The 17,079-nt window shown below is 71.9% G+C and carries 12 protein-coding genes; 5 read left to right on the top strand and 7 right to left on the bottom strand.

Going from position 1 to position 17,079, the window contains the following annotated elements; genetic code table 11:
• Positions 1 to 29: 29 nt before the first annotated feature.
• Complete coding sequence (locus OHA88_RS26840) at positions 30 to 1,601, top strand: sodium:solute symporter family protein (RefSeq protein WP_328627374.1); 1,572 nt, start codon at positions 30 to 32, stop codon at positions 1,599 to 1,601.
• A gap of 96 nt (positions 1,602 to 1,697) precedes the next feature.
• On the opposite strand, the gene OHA88_RS26835 is transcribed toward OHA88_RS26840, so the two are convergent.
• Complete coding sequence (locus OHA88_RS26835; RefSeq protein ID WP_328627373.1) at positions 1,698 to 2,813, bottom strand: ADP-ribosylglycohydrolase family protein; 1,116 nt, start codon at positions 2,811 to 2,813, stop codon at positions 1,698 to 1,700.
• A 222-nt stretch (positions 2,814 to 3,035) separates the two neighbouring features.
• The gene (locus OHA88_RS26830) at positions 3,036 to 5,618 is read right to left on the bottom strand and encodes a bifunctional FO biosynthesis protein CofGH (protein ID WP_328627372.1); all 2,583 of its coding nucleotides are present in this window, start codon (positions 5,616 to 5,618) and stop codon (positions 3,036 to 3,038) included.
• A gap of 261 nt (positions 5,619 to 5,879) precedes the next feature.
• Here OHA88_RS26830 and OHA88_RS26825 point away from each other — a divergent pair, with 261 nt between their 5' ends.
• The gene (locus OHA88_RS26825) at positions 5,880 to 7,472 is read left to right on the top strand and encodes a phosphodiester glycosidase family protein (protein WP_328627371.1); all 1,593 of its coding nucleotides are present in this window, start codon (positions 5,880 to 5,882) and stop codon (positions 7,470 to 7,472) included.
• Between the two features lie 126 nt (positions 7,473 to 7,598).
• On the opposite strand, the gene OHA88_RS26820 is transcribed toward OHA88_RS26825, so the two are convergent.
• From OHA88_RS26820 to OHA88_RS26810, 3 genes are all read right to left on the bottom strand, one after another.
• Positions 7,599 to 7,955, bottom strand: a complete 357-nt coding sequence (locus OHA88_RS26820) for an ArsR/SmtB family transcription factor (RefSeq protein ID WP_328627370.1) — start codon at positions 7,953 to 7,955, stop codon at positions 7,599 to 7,601.
• The gene (locus OHA88_RS26815; RefSeq protein WP_326604354.1) at positions 7,952 to 8,398 is read right to left on the bottom strand and encodes an SRPBCC domain-containing protein; all 447 of its coding nucleotides are present in this window, start codon (positions 8,396 to 8,398) and stop codon (positions 7,952 to 7,954) included. The genes OHA88_RS26820 and OHA88_RS26815 overlap by 4 nt, the downstream gene beginning before the upstream one ends.
• A 420-nt stretch (positions 8,399 to 8,818) precedes the next feature.
• A complete protein-coding gene (locus OHA88_RS26810) occupies positions 8,819 to 9,664 on the bottom strand; it encodes an LLM class F420-dependent oxidoreductase (RefSeq protein ID WP_328627369.1) in 846 nt (281 codons plus the stop codon).
• A gap of 180 nt (positions 9,665 to 9,844) precedes the next feature.
• Here OHA88_RS26810 and OHA88_RS26805 point away from each other — a divergent pair, with 180 nt between their 5' ends.
• Positions 9,845 to 11,389, top strand: coding sequence for a CehA/McbA family metallohydrolase (locus tag OHA88_RS26805; RefSeq protein ID WP_328627368.1), 1,545 nt, complete (start codon positions 9,845 to 9,847; stop codon positions 11,387 to 11,389).
• Here OHA88_RS26805 and OHA88_RS26800 read toward each other — a convergent pair.
• Entirely contained in the window at positions 11,361 to 12,764 is a 1,404-nt protein-coding gene (locus OHA88_RS26800) for an MFS transporter (RefSeq protein WP_328627367.1), read from the bottom strand. The two genes, OHA88_RS26805 and OHA88_RS26800, sit on opposite strands and share 29 nt — an antisense overlap.
• Positions 12,765 to 12,968: 204 nt before the next feature.
• On the opposite strand from OHA88_RS26800, the gene OHA88_RS26795 reads away from it, so the two are divergent.
• Both OHA88_RS26795 and OHA88_RS26790 read left to right on the top strand, forming a co-directional pair.
• Positions 12,969 to 13,607 carry a DNA polymerase ligase N-terminal domain-containing protein gene (locus OHA88_RS26795; protein WP_267004623.1) on the top strand — a complete coding sequence of 213 codons (639 nt, stop codon included), beginning with the start codon at positions 12,969 to 12,971 and terminating at the stop codon, positions 13,605 to 13,607.
• Positions 13,604 to 14,254, top strand: coding sequence for an endonuclease (locus OHA88_RS26790; protein ID WP_328627366.1), 651 nt, complete (start codon positions 13,604 to 13,606; stop codon positions 14,252 to 14,254). The genes OHA88_RS26795 and OHA88_RS26790 overlap by 4 nt, the downstream gene beginning before the upstream one ends.
• A 120-nt stretch (positions 14,255 to 14,374) precedes the next feature.
• Here OHA88_RS26790 and OHA88_RS26785 read toward each other — a convergent pair whose 3' ends face one another.
• Positions 14,375 to 17,050, bottom strand: coding sequence for a GNAT family N-acetyltransferase (locus OHA88_RS26785; protein WP_328627365.1), 2,676 nt, complete (start codon positions 17,048 to 17,050; stop codon positions 14,375 to 14,377).
• Between the last annotated feature and the right edge of the window lie 29 nt (positions 17,051 to 17,079).

Raw genomic sequence — 17,079 nt, 5'->3', positions numbered from 1 at the left:
TTCATAAGGCGGACCCCAGGAGGGGGCACATGAACAGTCTCGACTGGGTCGTGCTCATCGGCTACTTCGGCGTGATGATCGCGATCGGACTCTGGTCCCACAAGCGTGTGGACAACGTCAGCGACTTCTTCACGGCCGGTGGCAAGATGCCGTGGTGGCTGTCCGGCATCTCGCACCACATGTCCGGCTACAGCGCGGTGATGTTCACCGGGTACGCCGGCATCGCGTACCAGTTCGGCGTCACGTCGTTCGTGACCTGGTCGCTGCCGATCGCCATCGGCATCGGCATCGGCGCCCAGCTCTTCGCACCGCGGCTCAACCGGCTGCGCTCGCGACTGCACGTCGCCTCGCCGCTCGAGTACCTCAAGAACCGCTACAACATCCCGACGCAGCAGGCGCTCGCCTGGTCGGGCCTGCTGCTGAAGATCGTGGACGTCGGCGCCAAGTGGGCGGCCATCGCCACCCTGCTCTCCGTCTTCACCGGCATCTCGATCACCCAGGGCATCTTCATCACCGGCTGCATCACCGCCGTGTACTGCACGGTCGGCGGACTGTGGGCCGACGCGCTCACAGAGCTCGGGCAGTTCATCATCCAGCTCTTCGCCGGGATCGCGATGCTCGTCACCGCCATGGCCAAGCTGGACGGTATCAGCACGCTGTGGACGGTCTGGGACAAACTGCCCGAGGGCCACACCGACCCCACGGCGGGCCCGTACACGGTGACCTTCCTGCTGGCATACCTCTTCATCAAGACGTTCGAGTACAACGGCGGCATGTGGAACCAGGCCCAGCGCTACATGGCCACGGACTCCGCCGCCTCCGCAACCCGCTCCGCCCGGCTCTCCGCCATTCTGTGGCTGGTCTGGCCGACGGTCCTGTTCTTCCCGATGTGGTGCGCCCCGCTGCTGGTCCACGCCCAGAAGCCGGACGCCTCCGACAGCTACGCCCTGATGACCGAGCAGCTGCTGCCGCACGGCCTGCTGGGTCTGGTCGTCGTCGGCTTCTTCTCGCACACGATGGCCATGTGCTCCTCGGACGCCAACGCCATCGCGGCGGTCTTCACCCGGGACATCGCCCCGGTCCTCTCGAAGGCGGCCCGCACCTGGAGCAGCCGCACCGGTCTGCTGGCGGCCCGGGTGTCCACGCTCGGCTTCCTCGGTCTGTCGATGGCGCTCGCCACCCAGATCAACTCGCCGACGTTCAAGGACATCATCTCCGTCGTCATCAAGTGGGTGGCCGGTCTGATGGGTCCGATCGCCATCCCGTTCATGCTGGGCCTGCTGCGCAGGTTCCGTAAGTCGGGTCCGACGGCGGCGCTCGTCAGCTGGGCTGCGGGTCTGCTGGCGTTCTACTTCACCAACTACAACTTCGACGGTTCGGTGAAGACGAATGTCGCGCTCCAGTACCAGGTGGCGCTGCCGCTGGCGATCTCGCTGGTGCTCTACATCGCGATCGGCTTCATCAAGCCGGAGGACACCCCGGAGCGCGACGCGCTGATCGAGCAGATCAACACGGACGGCGACGGTTCGTCGACCGGCGCGACGGTTCCGGCGCAGGCCGGTGCCGGCGACACCACCGTCGCGGAGGGCGTGAAGGACTGATCCGCCCGCACGGAGCCGAGGGGCGGGGTACGGACACGGCGGTGTCCGTACCCCGCCCCTCGTACGTGCTCCGCGGGTCGGCCCGCGGCGCGGTGGTCACCCGCGCGGGTAGCGGGTCAGCCAGCCCGGTGCGGCGGCCGACGGGCTGTGCAGGGCCGGACCCTGGGTCATCTCCATGGCGAAGTCGTCGGCGAGTTCGAGGAGGGTGGCCCTGCCCTCCAGTTCGGCGAGCCAGGCCGGCGGCAGCGCGGTCTCGCCGTGCAGCGCGCCGAGGAGGGCCCCGCACAGGGCCCCGGTGGCCGCGGAAGGGCCGCCGTGGTTCACCGCGAGCCGCAGCCCGTGCCGCACGTCCTCGCCGACCAGGGCGCAGTACACAGCGACGGCCAGCACCTCCTCCGCGGAGTCCGTGTCGCCCAGCGCCTCGATGAGGGCCGGGCCCGGGATCCCCTGGCGTACGGAGCCGAGGGCCTGCTTGAGCGCCTCGGTGACCTGTTGATGGCCGGGACGCTCGGCGAGCAGCGCGAGGGCCTGCTGCACGGCGCCGTCCAGGGTCTCGCCGCGGGCCAGGCCGTGCACCATGACGGCGAGGGCGCCCGCGGAGAGCAGGGCGGTGGGGTGACCGTGGGTCTGGGCGGCGCATTCGACGGCCAGCTGGAGGACGAGCTGCGGCTCCCACCCGACCAGCAGTCCGAACGGGGCGGACCGGGTGAGGGCCGCCGAGTCGCGTGCGGTGGGGTTCTTGGGCCGGTCGAGGGTGCCCATCGTGGCGTCGCCGAACCCGGTGAGACATTCCCGGGTGGGGGCGCGGCGCGCGTACAGCCACTCCTCCTGGGCGAGCCAGCCGTTCTCCTGGCGGCGCTCGTCGGGCCCCCAGTCGTGCTGGGTGGCGACCCAGCGCAGATGGGCACGGTGCACATCGGTGGGCGGGTGCCAGGCGCCGGTGTCGCGGCGGACCTGGGCGCGGATCAGCCCGTCGACGGTGAACAGGTTGAGCTGGGTGACCGCGGTGACCGCGCCCCGTCTGCCGTGGACGGGGACGAAGTCGGTGACGGCGTCGGCGCCGTGGGCCGCGCGGATCTCTTCGAGCGAGAGACCGGCGACGGCCGCACCGAGCGCGTCACCGATGGCACCGCCCAGCAGACAGCCACGTACCCGGCTGCGGAAGTCCTGCTGTTCGACACGGCCCCAGACAGCTGTGGCTCCTGTGCTCACCGTGCCCCTTCCCCGTCCTCGTACGGCTGCGCAGCTCCGACTCCGCAGCACTGTAATCGAACGGGGAACGGCCGGTTGAGGACCGGAACGGTATGTACGGAGTGGCTCTCGCGGTCACTTTTGAACGGCAATCTCCGGGGATTTCCGTACCGCGGGACAACAGTCGTCCATGGGCCGTGGCAACGTCTCGCTCGCAACGTGCTCGCGCAGCGGAACCACGGGTCAGTCCGACAGGACCGGCAGCAGTTCCGGCAGATGCCCGTCCGAGGCGGCGGCGGCCGTCACCCGCTCCTGCGGCACTTCCCCGTACAGCGTCGTACGCGGCTTCGCCGGCCGGCCCGCCAGCTCCGCGATGGCGACCAGGTCCCGGACCGACCGGTACGAGCCGTAACTCGACCCCGCCATCCGGGAGATGGTCTCCTCCATCAGCGTGCCGCCGAGGTCGTTCGCGCCCGAACGCAGCATTTCGGCCGCGCCCTCCGTACCGAGCTTGACCCAGCTGGTCTGGATGTTGGTGATGTGCGGGTGCAGGAGGAGTCGGGCCATGGCGGTGACGGCCCGGTTGTCGCGGTCGGTCGGGCCCGGCCGGGCGATGCCCGCGAGGTAGACGGGGGCGTTGGTGTGGATGAACGGCAGTGTCACGAACTCCGTGAAACCACCGGTCTCCTGCTGGAGGCGGGCCAGGGTCCTCAGATGACCGAGCCAGTGGCGGGGCTGGTCGACGTGGCCGTACATCATCGTCGACGACGATCGCAGCCCCACCTCGTGGGCGGTCCTGATGACGTCGAGCCAGGTGGCCGTCGGCAGTTTCCCCTTGGTGAGGACCCAGCGGACCTCGTCGTCGAGGATTTCGGCGGCGGTGCCGGGGATGGAGTCGAGCCCGGCCTCCTTCGCGGCGGTCAGCCAGTCGCGGACGGACATCCCGGTGCGGGTGGCACCGTTGACGACCTCCATCGGCGAGAAGGCGTGCACATGCATGCCGGGCACGCGTTCCTTCACCGCGCGTGCGATGTCGAAGTACGCGGTGCCGGGCAGGTCCGGGTGGATACCGCCCTGCATGCACACCTCGACGGCGCCGACGTCCCACGCCTGTGCGGCCCGGTCGGCGACCTGGTCCAGCGACAGGGTGTACGCGTCGGCGTCCGTGCGCCGCTGGGCGAAGGCGCAGAATCGGCAGCCGGTGTAGCAGACGTTGGTGAAGTTGATGTTCCGCGTGACGATGTAGGTGACGTCGTCGCCGACCACGTCGCGCCGCAACTCGTCGGCGATCCGGCACAGTGCGTCGAGAGCCGGCCCGTCGGCGTGGAGCAGGGCGAGTGCCTCGTCGTCGGTGAGTTTCGTCGGATCGGCGGCGGCGGTGGCCAGCGCGGACTTCACATCCGTGTCGATCCGGGACGGGACCATGCCGGGCGCGGCGGCCTCGCGCAGCGCCTCCCAGTCCCCGTACACCTCGTCGAAGTCGTCGCGGCGGTCGCCGGTGCGGCCCTCGGTGTCGATGGTGCGGTGCAGATCGGTGCGGCCGGAGGCGTTGAAGCCTTCGTCGGGCTCCTGCCAGGGCAGCCCGGCCGGGATCGTCCCTTCCTTCGCGAGACCCGTCTCCGGGTCGGCGAGCGCCCGGACGTGCGGGAGGAGGCGGGGGTCGAGCCACGGCTCGCCGCGCTGGATGAACTCCGGGTAGATGGTGAGCCGTTCGCGCAGGGAGAAGCCCGACTCGGCGGTCTTCGCGGCGAGTTCGTCGATGTGTGGCCAGGGCCGTTCGGGGTTCACATGGTCCGGGGTGAGCGGTGAGACACCGCCCCAGTCGTCGATCCCGGCGCCGATGAGCAGTGCGTACTCGGCGTCGACGAGGTTCGGCGGGGCCTGGATGCGGGCGGACGGGCCGAGGATGTGGCGGGCCACGGCGATGGCCGCGGCCAGCTCCTCCAGTTCGGCGTCCGGCATCCCGCGCATCGCCGTGTCGGGCTTGGCGCGGAAGTTCTGGACGATGACCTCCTGGATGCCGTGGTAGGCGCGGGCGGTCTTGCGGAGCTCGAAGAGGGAGTCGGCGCGCTCCTCGTACGACTCACCGATCCCGATCAGGATCCCGGTGGTGAACGGGACGTTGGAACGGCCCGCGTCCTCCAGCACCCGCAGTCGCACCGCGGGCTCCTTGTCCGGGGAGCCGTGGTGCGGGCCGCCCGGCTCGGACCACAGACGGGTGGCCGTCGTCTCCAGCATCATGCCCATGGAGGGGGCGACGGGCTTGAGCCGCTGCAGATCGGTCCAGGTCAGCACGCCGGGGTTGAGGTGCGGGAGGAGTCCGGTCTCCTCCAGGACCCGGATCGCCATGGCCCGTACGTACGCCAGGGTGTCGTCGTAACCCTCGGCCTCCAGCCACTCCCGCGCCTCCGGCCAGCGGTCCTCGGGCCGGTCGCCGAGCGTGAACAGCGCTTCCTTGCAGCCCATCGCGGCGCCCTTGCGGGCGATGTCCAGCACCTCGTCGGGCGATAGGAACATCCCGTGCCCGGCCTTGCGGAGCTTGCCGGGGACGGTGACGAAGGTGCAGTAGTGGCACTTGTCGCGGCACAGCCGGGTCAGCGGGATGAAGACCTTGCGCGAGTACGTGATGACGCCCGGCCGGCCCGCGGCTTCCAGGCCTGCGTCCCGCACCCGGGCGGCGGACGCGGCGAGGTCCGTCAGGTCGTCGCCGCGCGCCTGGAGCAGGACGGCGGCCTCGGTCACATCGAGAGCGACCCCGTCACGGGCCCGCTTGAGAGCGCGCCGCATGGAGTTGGTGGTCGGGCGTCCGCGCTGAAGATCGGTCATGAACCGAGCATACGAGCGATGCGGGCGAGCGGGACGGACGCCTGCGGGGCGGCCGGGCCCCCTGCCCCGCGTGACGGCCGCTCCCGGCCGACGCGGCCGGCACCCGTCCGGCGCGGCGGGCGACCGAGGACGGGACCGTTGCCGGAACCGTCGCGGACCGGACCCGGCTCGAAGCGCATCCGATCCCGGAAAGGGCTTACCGGGCCATGGGCTCCCGTGTTTAGGTGAGGCCGCCATCACGGATCAAGGACGAGGTGTCATATGCGGTTCGGACCCAGGAAGTTCGCAGTCGTAGCAGCGATAGCCCTCGTGGCCGGGACCGTCGGCGGGCCGACGGCGGCCGCCGATCGGGACCACGGGCTGCCGCTCGGCCCGCGCGGCCTTCCCGAGACACGTACTGTCGAGACGCTCCAGCCGGGCGTCACCCTGACCACGATCGTTCGCGGCGAGTCCGATCCGGCCGACGGCTGGACCGTCGAGGTCGCCGTCCCCGGTGGCGGCAACGACCCCGACCCCGACGCGCCGCCCACCGCCGTGGCCGACCGGGCGCATGCCGACGCTCTCGCCGGCGCCCTGTCCGGCAAGGGATTCGCCGCTCGCGTCGAGGAGGTCACGACCCCTGCCGTGGCCGACTTCGCCGGCGGCAGCCTCGGCTTCCGGGTGCGGATCGGGCTGGACACCGACAAGGCAGCCGCCAACACGCTCCTCGCACGGGTGCGGGCCGCGGGTTTCACCGCCTCCGCCGTCTTCACCGGGTGGGACGGCGCCTCGACCGACCGCGGTCCGTGGCGCGTTCAGGTGCTCACCATCGACCCCAAGAAGTTCCGCGGCGACCTCGTCGGCGACTTCGGGCCGGACATCGAGCGGCGCGAGACCACCAGCGTGCTCGCCCGGGCCCGGAACGCGACTGCGGGAGTCAACGCCGGGTTCTTCGTGCTCGACCCCGCCGCCGGCGCGCCCGGCGACCCGGCAGGTCTGGGTGTCTACGACGGAAGGCTGCTGAGCGAGTCCACCAACGGCCGGCCGGTGTTCACGTTCACCGCCGACGCGCAGCACGCCGCCGTCGACCGGTACAGCTGGACCGGCAAGGTCAGCAGGGGCGGCACCGCGCTGGCGCTCGACGGAATCAACCGCGTCCCCGGCCTCATCCGCAACTGCGGCGGCACCCACGACGACCGGCCCACCAGCCACCCGCTCCACGACACGACCTGCACGGACACCGACGAACTCGTCGCCTTCACCGCGGACTACGGCACCGGCACCCCGTCCGGCCCCGGCGTGGAAGCCGTCCTCGACCGGCAGGGCCGGGTGACCGAGGTCCGCGAGCCCCGTGGCGGTGCGCTCCCGGCCGGCGCCCGCTCGGTCCAGGGCACCGGTACCCAGGCAGCCGCCCTGCGCGCGATGGCCCCCCTGGGCGCCCGCCTCGCCGTCAGCGGCCACCTGACCGACCAGCGGGGCCGACCGGCCCACGTACCGCAGATGGCCGTCAACGGTGGCCCGGAACTCGTCCGCGACGGCCGTCCCCATGTGACGCCGCAGGCCGACGGCATGGTCCGGCCCGGCGACCCGAGCTTCTACTACGGCTGGGCGGCCAAGCGGAACCCGCGCACGATCGCCGGCGTGGACGGGCACGGCCGGATCATGCTGGCCACGGTCGACGGCCGCGCGGTCGACAGCCTCGGCCTGTCCATCGCGGAGAGCGCCGCGGTGGCCGACTCCCTCGGCATGGAGAGCGCCGTCAACCTGGACGGCGGTGGCTCGACGACGATGGTCGTCGGCGACAAGATGATCAACCACCCGTCCGACGCGGCGGGCGAGCGCCCGGTCGGCGACGCGATCCTGGTGCTGCCCTGACCCAGCGGCGGCCGTCGGCCCGGTCACGCGTGACCGGGCCGACGGCCCCGTCGTCACGCGTGACCGCCGCCCCCCATCCGCCGTGACCGGCGCCGATCCGGCCTGTCCGGCGCACGCCGCGCCGCGCTACTGGCGCGAGTCCCGCTCCGCCGCCTCAGCGACGCGCTTGATGTGCGCCAAGCGCCGATCCCAGTCGGCCGCGAGCGCGGCCATCCACCGCGCCGTCGCGTCCAGCGCCGCGGGCCGCACCGCGTACCGCACCTCGCGCCCGACCCGTCTGCCGGAGACCAGTCCGGCGGCGTCCAGGACGGCGAGGTGCTTGACCACCGCCTGCCGCGACACGGGCACTCGTTCGGCGAGCGTCGTCGCGCTGACCTCGCCCTGCGCGGCGAGCAGATCGAGCAGTTGACGTCGCATCGGGTCGGCCAGCGCGCCGAGAACGCTGTCGACCGCTTCGCCAGGGCTGCGGCGTTCGTCCGTCACACGGATGACTGTTCGGCGCGCGTCTTGAGCGCGTCGAACACCTGTGGCCAGCCGCCGCTGTTGTCCTTCAGTGCCTGGGTGCGCAGCTCCTCGGACCCGGCCAGCGCCTCGAAACCGCTCTCGACGACGCGGAGCCTGGTCTTGTCGCCTTCCGGAGTCAACGTGAACTCCACGAGGGTGCTGTTGTCCTCGCGCAGTTCTTCCCCGGGGAACGCGCTGGCCCAGCGGTACGCCACGTACGTCGGCGGCTCGACCTTCTCCACGCGCACCGGGAAGTCGCCGTACTCGGCGTTCTTCGCCAGCACCGACTCGCCTTCTTCGGCCACGGTGCCGTGGAGGCTCGCCGGGTCCGCCACCCAGAACCCGGGTTCGGTCACCAGCGACCAGACCCGCTCCAGGGATGCCGCGATCAGGGTTTCGCGCTCGATCCGTTGTTCGCTCATGAGGGGACTCCTTCATCGCCGCCATTGAATGCAACCCCAGAGTTGCACATCGATCCTCCAATCGCAACCCGAGGGTTGCACTTGGGTCGAGTGCCGCTTCCGGGCGGCAACCTGCTCCGGGGCTGCTGTAAGCCATGGGACCCATCCCGTCACCATGGGCGAACGCTGGTCCGGCCTCACCGACCTGACGCGAAAAGGCGCCCCACCACCGGTGGGGCGCCTCCTTCTGCATACGTACCGCTGACGCTTCCCCTGCCCGGTCAGCGGGCGACCGCCTCGGTCGCGCTGCTGGTGGCCGAGCCGCTCGCGTGGCCCGTGCGGCGGCGGTGAGGCAGCAACCGCCCGACGGCGTCGACAACCGACAACTCCCTCCCCGCCATGAGCGTCGAAGTGGAGGTCGTCCGTGCAGGCCTACCGAGGTCACAGGTACTGCGCGTAGTCGTCCAGCGTGCGCAGTACCTCCGCCTCCCCCGCCGGGGGCAGCTGCAGCACGACCTCCTCGATGCCCAGCTCCGCGTAGTGCGCCAGCTTCCCCGCGCTCGGCAGCACCGCGTACGGCACCACCTGGAGCTGCTCCGGGTCGCGGCCCGCCGACTCCCAGGCCGCGCGCAGCACGGGCACCGACTCCGTGAGCCCCCGGCCGCCGATCGGCAGCCAGCCGTCCGCGTACTCCGCGATGTGGGCGAACAGCTTGGGGCCGGCCGCGCCGCCGATCAGGGTGCGCGGACCGGACACCGGGCCGCGCGATTTCTGGACCGGCTTCGGGTACGCACGACTGGCCCGAACCGATCCGAACTCGCCCTCGTACGCGGTGGGTTCGTCCGCCCACAGGGCGCGCATCAGCGCCATCCGGTCGCGGCCCAGCTCCCGCCGCGTCGACCAGGTCACCCCGTGGTCCGCGGCCTCCTCGACGTTCCACCCGAAGCCGAGGCCGAGCGTGAACCGGCCGCCGGAGAGATGGTCGAGCGTGGCGATCTGCTTCGCCAGGTCGATCGGGTCGTGCTGGGCGATCAGCGTGATGCCGGTGCCGAGCGTGAGGCGTTCCGTGACCGCGGCGGCCTGGCCGAGGGCGACGAACGGGTCGAGGGTGCGGCCGTACTCGGGCGGAAGTTCGCCGCCCGCCGGGTAGGGGGTGTCCCTGGTCACCGGGATGTGGGTGTGCTCGGGCAGATAGAGCCCGGCGAATCCGCGCTGTTCGAGTTCGCGCGCGAGCCGTACCGGCGTGATCGTCTCGTCGGTGAGGAAGATCGTTGTGGCGATCCGCATGCGAGGGCACCTCCGTCGTCGTCTGGCCCCAACCTATGCGGTGCCGGTCAGGACGCCCAGGGCCCCTCGGGTTCCGGTTCCTGTCCGTCAACCTTCTTCCGTTTGCCGTGAGTTCATGGCCCCATAGCAGGGTTCGGGTCCGTCACCCTCGTCACTCACGACACCCGGGGAGTCACTCGCATGACCGGATCGCACACCCCGCAGAACGGCCCGCTCGGCAGGCGCGGCCTTCTCGTCGGGACCGCCGCCACCGCCCTAACGTTGTCCACTGTGAGCTTCGCGAACGCCGCGCCCGGCGAGGACAACGGCAAGGGTGGCGGTACGGACCAGGCCGATCTGACGAAGACCGTGCGCGGCACCCTGCCGACCGGGTCGCCCGACTTCGTCTACCTGCCCGTCGAAGTGCCGCGCGGGGTACGGGAGATCGCCGTCTCGTACACGTACGAGAAGACGCCCGTCCCGGCCGGCACCCAGGGCAACGCCCTGGACATCGGCATCTTCGACGAGCGCGGCACGGAACTGGGCGGGCGCGGATTCCGTGGCTGGTCCGGCGGGGCGCGTGCCGGCTTCTTCATCCGGGCGGACGAGGCGACACCCGGTTATGTCGCGGGTCCGGTACGGGCCGGGACCTGGAACATCGCGCTGGGCCCGTACACCGTCGCGCCCGAAGGGCTCCCGTACGAGGTGACGATCACCCTCCGCTTCGGCGAGCCCGGCACCACGCCGGCGCCCGGGTACCCGCCCGAGCGCGCCAAGGGCCGGGGCCGCGCCTGGTACCGCGGCGACTGCCATCTGCACTCCGTCCATTCGGACGGCAAGCGCACCCCCGCCGAGATCGCCACCGCCGCGCGCGCCGCCGGGCTCGACTTCATCAACAGCAGCGAGCACAACACCCACACCGCGCACAGCGCGTGGCAGGGGCTGTGGGGCGACGACCTCCTCATCCTGACGGGTGAGGAGATCACCACCCGCAACGGTCATGTGATCGCGCTCGCCACGGACCCGGGCACCTTCGTCGACTGGCGCTACCGGGCCCGCGACAACCGCTTCGGGCACTACGCGAAGGCCGTCCGCCGGGCGGGTGGCCTGGTCGTCCCCGCCCATCCGCACGCCACCTGCATCGGCTGCCACTGGAAGTTCGGCTTCGGCGAGGCGGACGCGGTGGAGGTGTGGAACGGGCCGTACACCCCGGAGGACGAGATCGCGCTCGCCGAGTGGGACAACTCCCTCGTGGCGGCCGTCCGCGCGTCGAAACCCTGGGTCCCGGCGATGGGCAACAGCGACGCGCACCGCGAGCCGGACAAGGTGGGGCTGCCGCAGACCGTCGTCCTCGCCGAGGAACTCTCGCGCGACGCGATCGTCGCGGGCATCCGGTCCGGGCACTCGTACATCGCCGAGTCGTCCGCCGTCAGCCTCTCCTTCGGCGCCTCGGGCGGGCGCGGCGGACACACGGGCATCGGTGAGCGGCTGCGGGCCGACGCGGACAGCCCGGTCACCGTACGGCTGGAGGTGACCGGGGCTCCCGGCTGCACCGTCCACTTCGTCACGGACCAGGGCACGCTGTTCACCACAGCGCTGCCGGAGTCGGGCTCGGGCACGGTCGAGTGGCGTACGACTCCGGCGTACGCCGCTTATGTCCGCGCCGAGATCCGCCACCCGTCGACCGTGCCGGGGCTGCCGGGAGCGCCGGCGGCGCTCACCAATCCCGTGTTCCTGGGCGGGTAGGGTCTGTCCGACCCTGATCCGCCGGACAGGCCTCAGGGGTCGGCGCGGGGGCGGTCCGATTCAGGACAGGCGGCGCGAGAGTACGAAGCCTTCGCGTGCAGGCTCGTCGTTGGACCACCGAGAGGCCCGCGACCAGCGCACCCAGCACCAGCCAGCCCGCGGGTCCGGCGGCCATCACCGCGCCGGTCAGCAGCGGTGGCCCGGCGGACTTCTGGATGGACTGGGACATCCCCGCCACCCCCAGATACGCGGCGCGGGCGTCCTGGGGCGCGAGGAGGACCGCCAGCTCCCAGGAACTCACCGAGCGCATCAGCTCCGCCAGGGTGACCACCAGCGCCGCGGCGAGCAGGGCGGCAGTGGCCGCCCAGGTCCCGCCCCGGGTGGCCGCTGCCAGGAACGCACAGCACACGAACATCATGGCCCCGTACAGCAGTACCGCCCGGGTGGCCCGGCGCGGACCCTCGGCTCGCGCCGACACGCTGATCTGCAGCACCACGACCGTCACGGTGTTGGTGATCAGGAAGGCCGGGGCGAGGGCGTGCGGCGCCGAGGTGTGGTTCACCAGCCACAGCGGCAGGCCGACGTTGAGGATGGAGTCGTCGAGGTTCATCGGGATGTCCAGCAGCACGAACCTGAGATAACCGCGGTCGCGCCACGGGGTGGCCCTGCGGACGGGCGGCTGCTTCCCGGCCGGGGCCTCGGCCGCCGAGCCGTCGGACCGTGCCACCTCGATGGCCTTGTCCCGCGGCTCGCTCGTGCGCCATACCAGCGCCGCGGCGATGACGAAGGACAGCGCGTTGCCCAGGATCAGGGCCCGGTAGGCGTCGGTGGTCCCCACGGCCAGGCCGATGGCCGCAATCCCCGCGCCGAGGGCATATCCCCCGTTGGCCACGCTGCGGGACAGCGCCTGGTAGGCCACGCGCCGCTCGCCCGCCGTCCTGGTGGCGAACAGCATCTCCAGCATCTTCGCCGCCCTGTCGCCCAGGTATGTGACGGCGATGACGGGCAGCAGCGCCTCGAAGCCGGTGCACACCAGCACCAGGACGAGCGTCACCAGACGGAGCAGGTGGCAGCCGATCAGCAGCCGGCGCACCGGGAAGCGGCCGGCCAGGCGTCCGGCCAGCGGTGAGCCGGCGATGCCCGCCACTCCGGCCACGCCCAGCAGCACGCCGATCTGTTGGGCGCTCAGTTGCGTCACGAAGGTGAGATACAGGACCGAGGACGCGGCCCACAGCCCGGAGCCGGTCCGGTCCAGGGCCAGGGCGAGCAGCATGACCCGCGCGTTGCGGCCGCCCGGCGGATTGCGCAGCCGGGCCGGCAGACCCTGCCGGCCCTTCCGGGTCTCCGGTTCCCCGCTCCCGTTGCCGCGCCGCATCGAATGCCCTCTCGGATATGCCTCGACATCAAGAGATCAATGAGTCAAGAGAGGAGCCTGCGGGAGATTCATCTCGATGTCAAGATACTTGATGTCAACATACATGCACGTGCCGGCCCACGCCGTCCCTGTGCGCTTCACCGCCGGGCGCGACACAGTGGAAGGGGGACACCGGGCGGGCCTGCCGGGAGGAGGTGTCCGGACATGACCGGCGAAAACGACGACCGGCTCCGGGACTACCGCGGCAAACGGCACTTCGACGCGACTGCGGAGCCACGCGGCGACGACGGGCGGACGGGTACGGCACCCTGCTTCGTCGTCCAGATCCACCAGGCGCGGCGCATGCACTTCGACTTCCGCCTGGAGGTCGACGGCGTACTGAAGTCATGGGCGGTGCCGCGCGGCCCTTCGGAGAACCCGCGCGAGAAGCGGTTGGCCGTCCCTACGGAGGACCACCCGCTGGAGTACCGCACGTTCGAGGGAGTCATCGCGAAGGGGGAGTACGGCGGCGGCACGGTGATCGTCTGGGACCAGGGCACCTACCGGCCGCTCAGTCACGACCGCTGGGGCGCACCTGTGCCGTTCGAGCAGTCCCTGGAGGACGGGCACGCGACCTTCTGGCTCGACGGCACCAAGCTGCACGGCGAGTTCGCCCTCACCCGCTTCAAGGGAGGCGGTGGGAGCGATGCCCCGGGCGAGGAGATATGGCTGCTGATCAAGGCCAGGGACGGGCGCGCCACCCATGACGGGCCGGGCACACCCGACCCCTACCGGGCACGTTCGGCCCGTACGGGGCGCACTCTGCAGCAGGTCGCCGCCGAGGAAGGAGGCGGGCCTTCATGACCGCCCGCAGGACCATGGAGTTCCTTCTCAGCCGCTACGGCACCACCTATGCCGCCGAGGCCGGCATCCAGCTGCGGAACACACCGCAGTCGCTGTACCAACTCCTCGTACTCAGCGATCTGCTGAGCGCCCGCATCCGGGCGTCCGCGGCGGTGGCGGCGGCACGCGCGCTGTTCGACCACGGCATGCGGTCGCCGGAACGGATGATCGGGTCGACATGGCAGCAGCGCGTCGACGCGCTGGGCGAGGGCGGCTACCAGCGCTACGACGAACGCACCGCCACCCAGCTCGGCGACGGTGCACAGCTCCTGCTGGTCGAGTACGGCGGTGATCTGCGGCGGCTGCGCAAGGAGGCCGACGGCGACCTGGACATCCTGCGGGCCGGGCTGCGCAGAACCCCGGGCATGGGCCCGGCCGGTGCGGACATCTTCGTGCGCGAAGTGCAGGCCGTGTGGCCGGAGACGGCACCGTTCCTGGACGCGAAGGCTCTTCAGGGCGCCGAGAAACTCGGGCTGCCCGCCTCGCCCGCAGAGCTCGCACGGCTGGCGGAGCAGGTCGACGACCGCGGCCCGGCCGTGCTCGCAGCGGCTCTGGTGCGCGCCGCGCTGGACAAGCACATCGTCGAGGAGGCCGGAGTGCGGGCCTGACGGGCGGCCCGCCGGCGCGGGCCCTGAGCGCATGTTGCCCGAGGGCGTCCCGCCGGCGCGGGCCCGGCACCCGTTTCGGGCGGGGTGGGCCGGCCGGCAGCCCGTCGACCCCCTACGCCTCTACGCCCCCGTGGCAGCCGTCCGGCTCAGGAACGCGAGCCGGGCCCGCTTCTCCGGCTTGTCGATCTCCGGGCCCAGCTCGAAACCGGCCCGGACCATCCGGGCGACCCCCTTCGCGTTGCGGGCGTCGGGCTCGACGACGACCCGCAGATGAGCGGGGTCGCTGAAGACGTACTCGATGAGCACGGAGAACAGCGCACCGGTGAAGCCCGGTTCGGGTCCGGCGGGGCCGGCGGGCCCGATCAGCAGGTGGACACCGTGGTCGCCGGGCTGTACGTCGTAGCACTCGCCGAGCGGGTCGGCGTCCGGCTCGTACGTCTGGAAGAGCGCGACCGGGACGCCGCCGCGGTACGCGAGGTAGGCGTGGTGCGTGGTGAGCGAGTCCAGGAACTCATAGGTCTCCAGCACCTGTTCGCGGCTGTACCCGCCCATGCCCCAGAAGCGGGCGCGGTCCTCGGTGACCCAGGCGTGGAGCACGTCGAGGTCGCGGGCCGGGTCGACGGGGACGAGGGATACGGTGCCGAAGCCGTCGACCTTCCGTTCGAACACGGCGGACTCGGCTCTCGCCCCGGCGCCTGTCCCGGCACTCACGTCAAGTCTCTCCTCTTCTCGGTGCAGCAGATTCCAGTCCGTGACGACGGGGACGAGCTCCCCCCGTACCCACAGCGGCAGTTGATCACAGTGGTGCGCACCTCCGGCGACTCCGGACGCCCCGAAGGGGACCACCCAGAGGCTGTCCTCGCGCCGCGCCAGGTCCCACACGTAGCGGGCGGCGGGGCCGCGGGCGCTGCGGTCGGTGACGCCGGGGACGCTGGACGTGGACAGCACACAGTCGTGGTCGCCCGCGAGCCCCGGCCGGCTCTCGTCGGGGTCGGAGCCGGTGCCGGGCAGCGCCTGCCAGGACGAGAGCCGGTGCAACTCGCCCCAGGGACGTCTCACTTCCGCGCCGGCGACGCCTTCCATCGCGCCCGCGACCACCGCCACCCGTTCCGCGTGCGTCAGCAGCCCGTCCTCCCCCGTCAGCAGGCCCTCCAGGGCGTACGCGATCCTCGGCACCGTCGCCAGCCACGGGTGGAACAGTTCCGGGTACGGATCCAAGTGCGCCGAACCGTGCAGCGGAGCGAGCGCCGGGTGGGCCGCCAGCCGGTGCACGACCTCGGCGCGCAGCGCCGCGTACAGCGTGGCGTCCGTGCTGTCGGCGTCCATCCTCCGGTCCCAGCGCAGCAGCCGGTCGCGCTGCCGTACGGCCTCCGGGCCGTCGAGCCCCGCCACCTCTTCCAGCAGCCTCAACAGGGCCCCGGCCGAGGCGAGATGGGTGTCCATGTGGAGAGCCGCCATGTCCTTGGCGGTCCAGCGGGCGGACTCGTCGAGCAGTTCCTGTATCCGGTCGGCGCGGTGCGGGGGCGCGAACTCGACGCCGAGCGGGGCGGCGATCCCCCGCTGGTTGGCCATCACCGCCGTGCCGTGGACGTCCGCGCGCGCCATCGGTGCGTGGTCGCTCCGCCAGGCGTACGCGGCGTCCCAGGCGGGCACGGTGCGCAGCCGGTTCGTGTGCGGGCGCAGCGGCACGTGTCCGGCGACCCGGTGCAGCGTCGCGCCCTCCGTGTCCGCCGCCAGGACCACATTGACGGGCTCCACCCAGCGGTCCAGGGCGACGTCGAGGTCGGCGACCGTGCGGGCGCGGAGCAGCGCGGGCAGGGCGTCGAAGCCGAGTTCACCGGTGACGCGGGGCGGGTGGCGGAGGCTGACGGCTTCCTCTCCGGTGTCCGGGCCACCGATGATCACCGGGCCGCGGCCGGTCTCGACGACCTCGACGGTCACGGGGGCGGCGCCCGCCACCTCGATGGTCTCGGTGTGGGCGGCGGCCGGCTCCCAGCCGTCGGGGCCGAGCGCCTGCACCCCACCGGCCGGCGTACGCCGCAGCCGTTCCCGGTAGAGGTCCTGGTAGTCGGCCATGGCGTTGGTGATCGCCCAGGCGACCTCCCCGGTGTGCCCGAAGTGCGCGATGCCGGGAACGCCGGGTACGGCGAGGCCCACCACGTCGAACTCGGGGCAGGCGAGCCGGATCTGCTGGTAGACGCCGGGGTCCTCGATGAACCGGTGCGGGTCGCCCGCGATGATCGCCGCCCCGGTGGCGGTGCGCTCGGCGGTGACGAGCCAGCCGTTGCTGCCGGAGGTGCCGGGACCGTCGGTGGCGAAGAGTTCGATCGCGTCGTCGCCCAGCCGGCGGGCGACCTCCTCACGCCAGAGCTTGGTGGGGAAGCCCGCGAACAGGATATGGGTGGCGAGCCAGACACCCAGCGGGGTCCACGGCTGCCAGGTGCCCGGGGCGAGGCCGACAGCGGCGAACTCGGGCGCCTCTCGCGCTCCTTCGCCCAGTCCCGCGTTGACGCCGTCGACGTACGCCCGCACCCAGTCGGCGGTCTCCGGAGCGAGGCGTTCGAAGCAGCGGCGGGCGGTGTCGTCCAGCCGGGCCCGGCGGGCGAACCGGTCCCACTCCACGGCCTCCGCACCGAGGAAGGCAGCCGTCGTGCCCTGTACCCGGTGCCGTTCGACCTCGATCTGCCAGGCGCGGTCCAGGGCGACGTTGCGCCCCTGGGCATGGGCGAGTTCGCAGACACCGGCCGCTCGCAGATGGGGTATGCCCCAGTCGTCCCGGTAGACCTCGTTGCGCATGCCGTTCCCGCCCTCGCTCGTCGCCTCAG

Origin of the sequence: Streptomyces sp. NBC_00353, from assembly GCF_036108815.1 — a bacterium.
Lineage (GTDB): Bacteria > Actinomycetota > Actinomycetes > Streptomycetales > Streptomycetaceae > Streptomyces.
Note: the sequence above shows the minus strand (reverse complement) of the source record. Positions and strands in the feature narration are given on the sequence as shown.

What these genes read in the sequence shown, in the direction of transcription:
- OHA88_RS26840 (WP_328627374.1), top strand. Translation starts at nt 30, where the DNA reads ATGAACAGTCTCGACTGGGTCGTGCTCATCGGCTACTTCGGCGTGATG.
- OHA88_RS26830 (WP_328627372.1), bottom strand. Translation starts at nt 5,618, where the DNA reads ATGACCGATCTTCAGCGCGGACGCCCGACCACCAACTCCATGCGGCGC.
- OHA88_RS26825 (WP_328627371.1), top strand. Translation starts at nt 5,880, where the DNA reads ATGCGGTTCGGACCCAGGAAGTTCGCAGTCGTAGCAGCGATAGCCCTC.
- OHA88_RS26815 (WP_326604354.1), bottom strand. Translation starts at nt 8,398, where the DNA reads ATGAGCGAACAACGGATCGAGCGCGAAACCCTGATCGCGGCATCCCTG.
- OHA88_RS26810 (WP_328627369.1), bottom strand. Translation starts at nt 9,664, where the DNA reads ATGCGGATCGCCACAACGATCTTCCTCACCGACGAGACGATCACGCCG.
- OHA88_RS26805 (WP_328627368.1), top strand. Translation starts at nt 9,845, where the DNA reads ATGACCGGATCGCACACCCCGCAGAACGGCCCGCTCGGCAGGCGCGGC.
- OHA88_RS26800 (WP_328627367.1), bottom strand. Translation starts at nt 12,764, where the DNA reads ATGCGGCGCGGCAACGGGAGCGGGGAACCGGAGACCCGGAAGGGCCGG.
- OHA88_RS26795 (WP_267004623.1), top strand. Translation starts at nt 12,969, where the DNA reads ATGACCGGCGAAAACGACGACCGGCTCCGGGACTACCGCGGCAAACGG.
- OHA88_RS26790 (WP_328627366.1), top strand. Translation starts at nt 13,604, where the DNA reads ATGACCGCCCGCAGGACCATGGAGTTCCTTCTCAGCCGCTACGGCACC.
- OHA88_RS26785 (WP_328627365.1), bottom strand. Translation starts at nt 17,050, where the DNA reads ATGCGCAACGAGGTCTACCGGGACGACTGGGGCATACCCCATCTGCGA.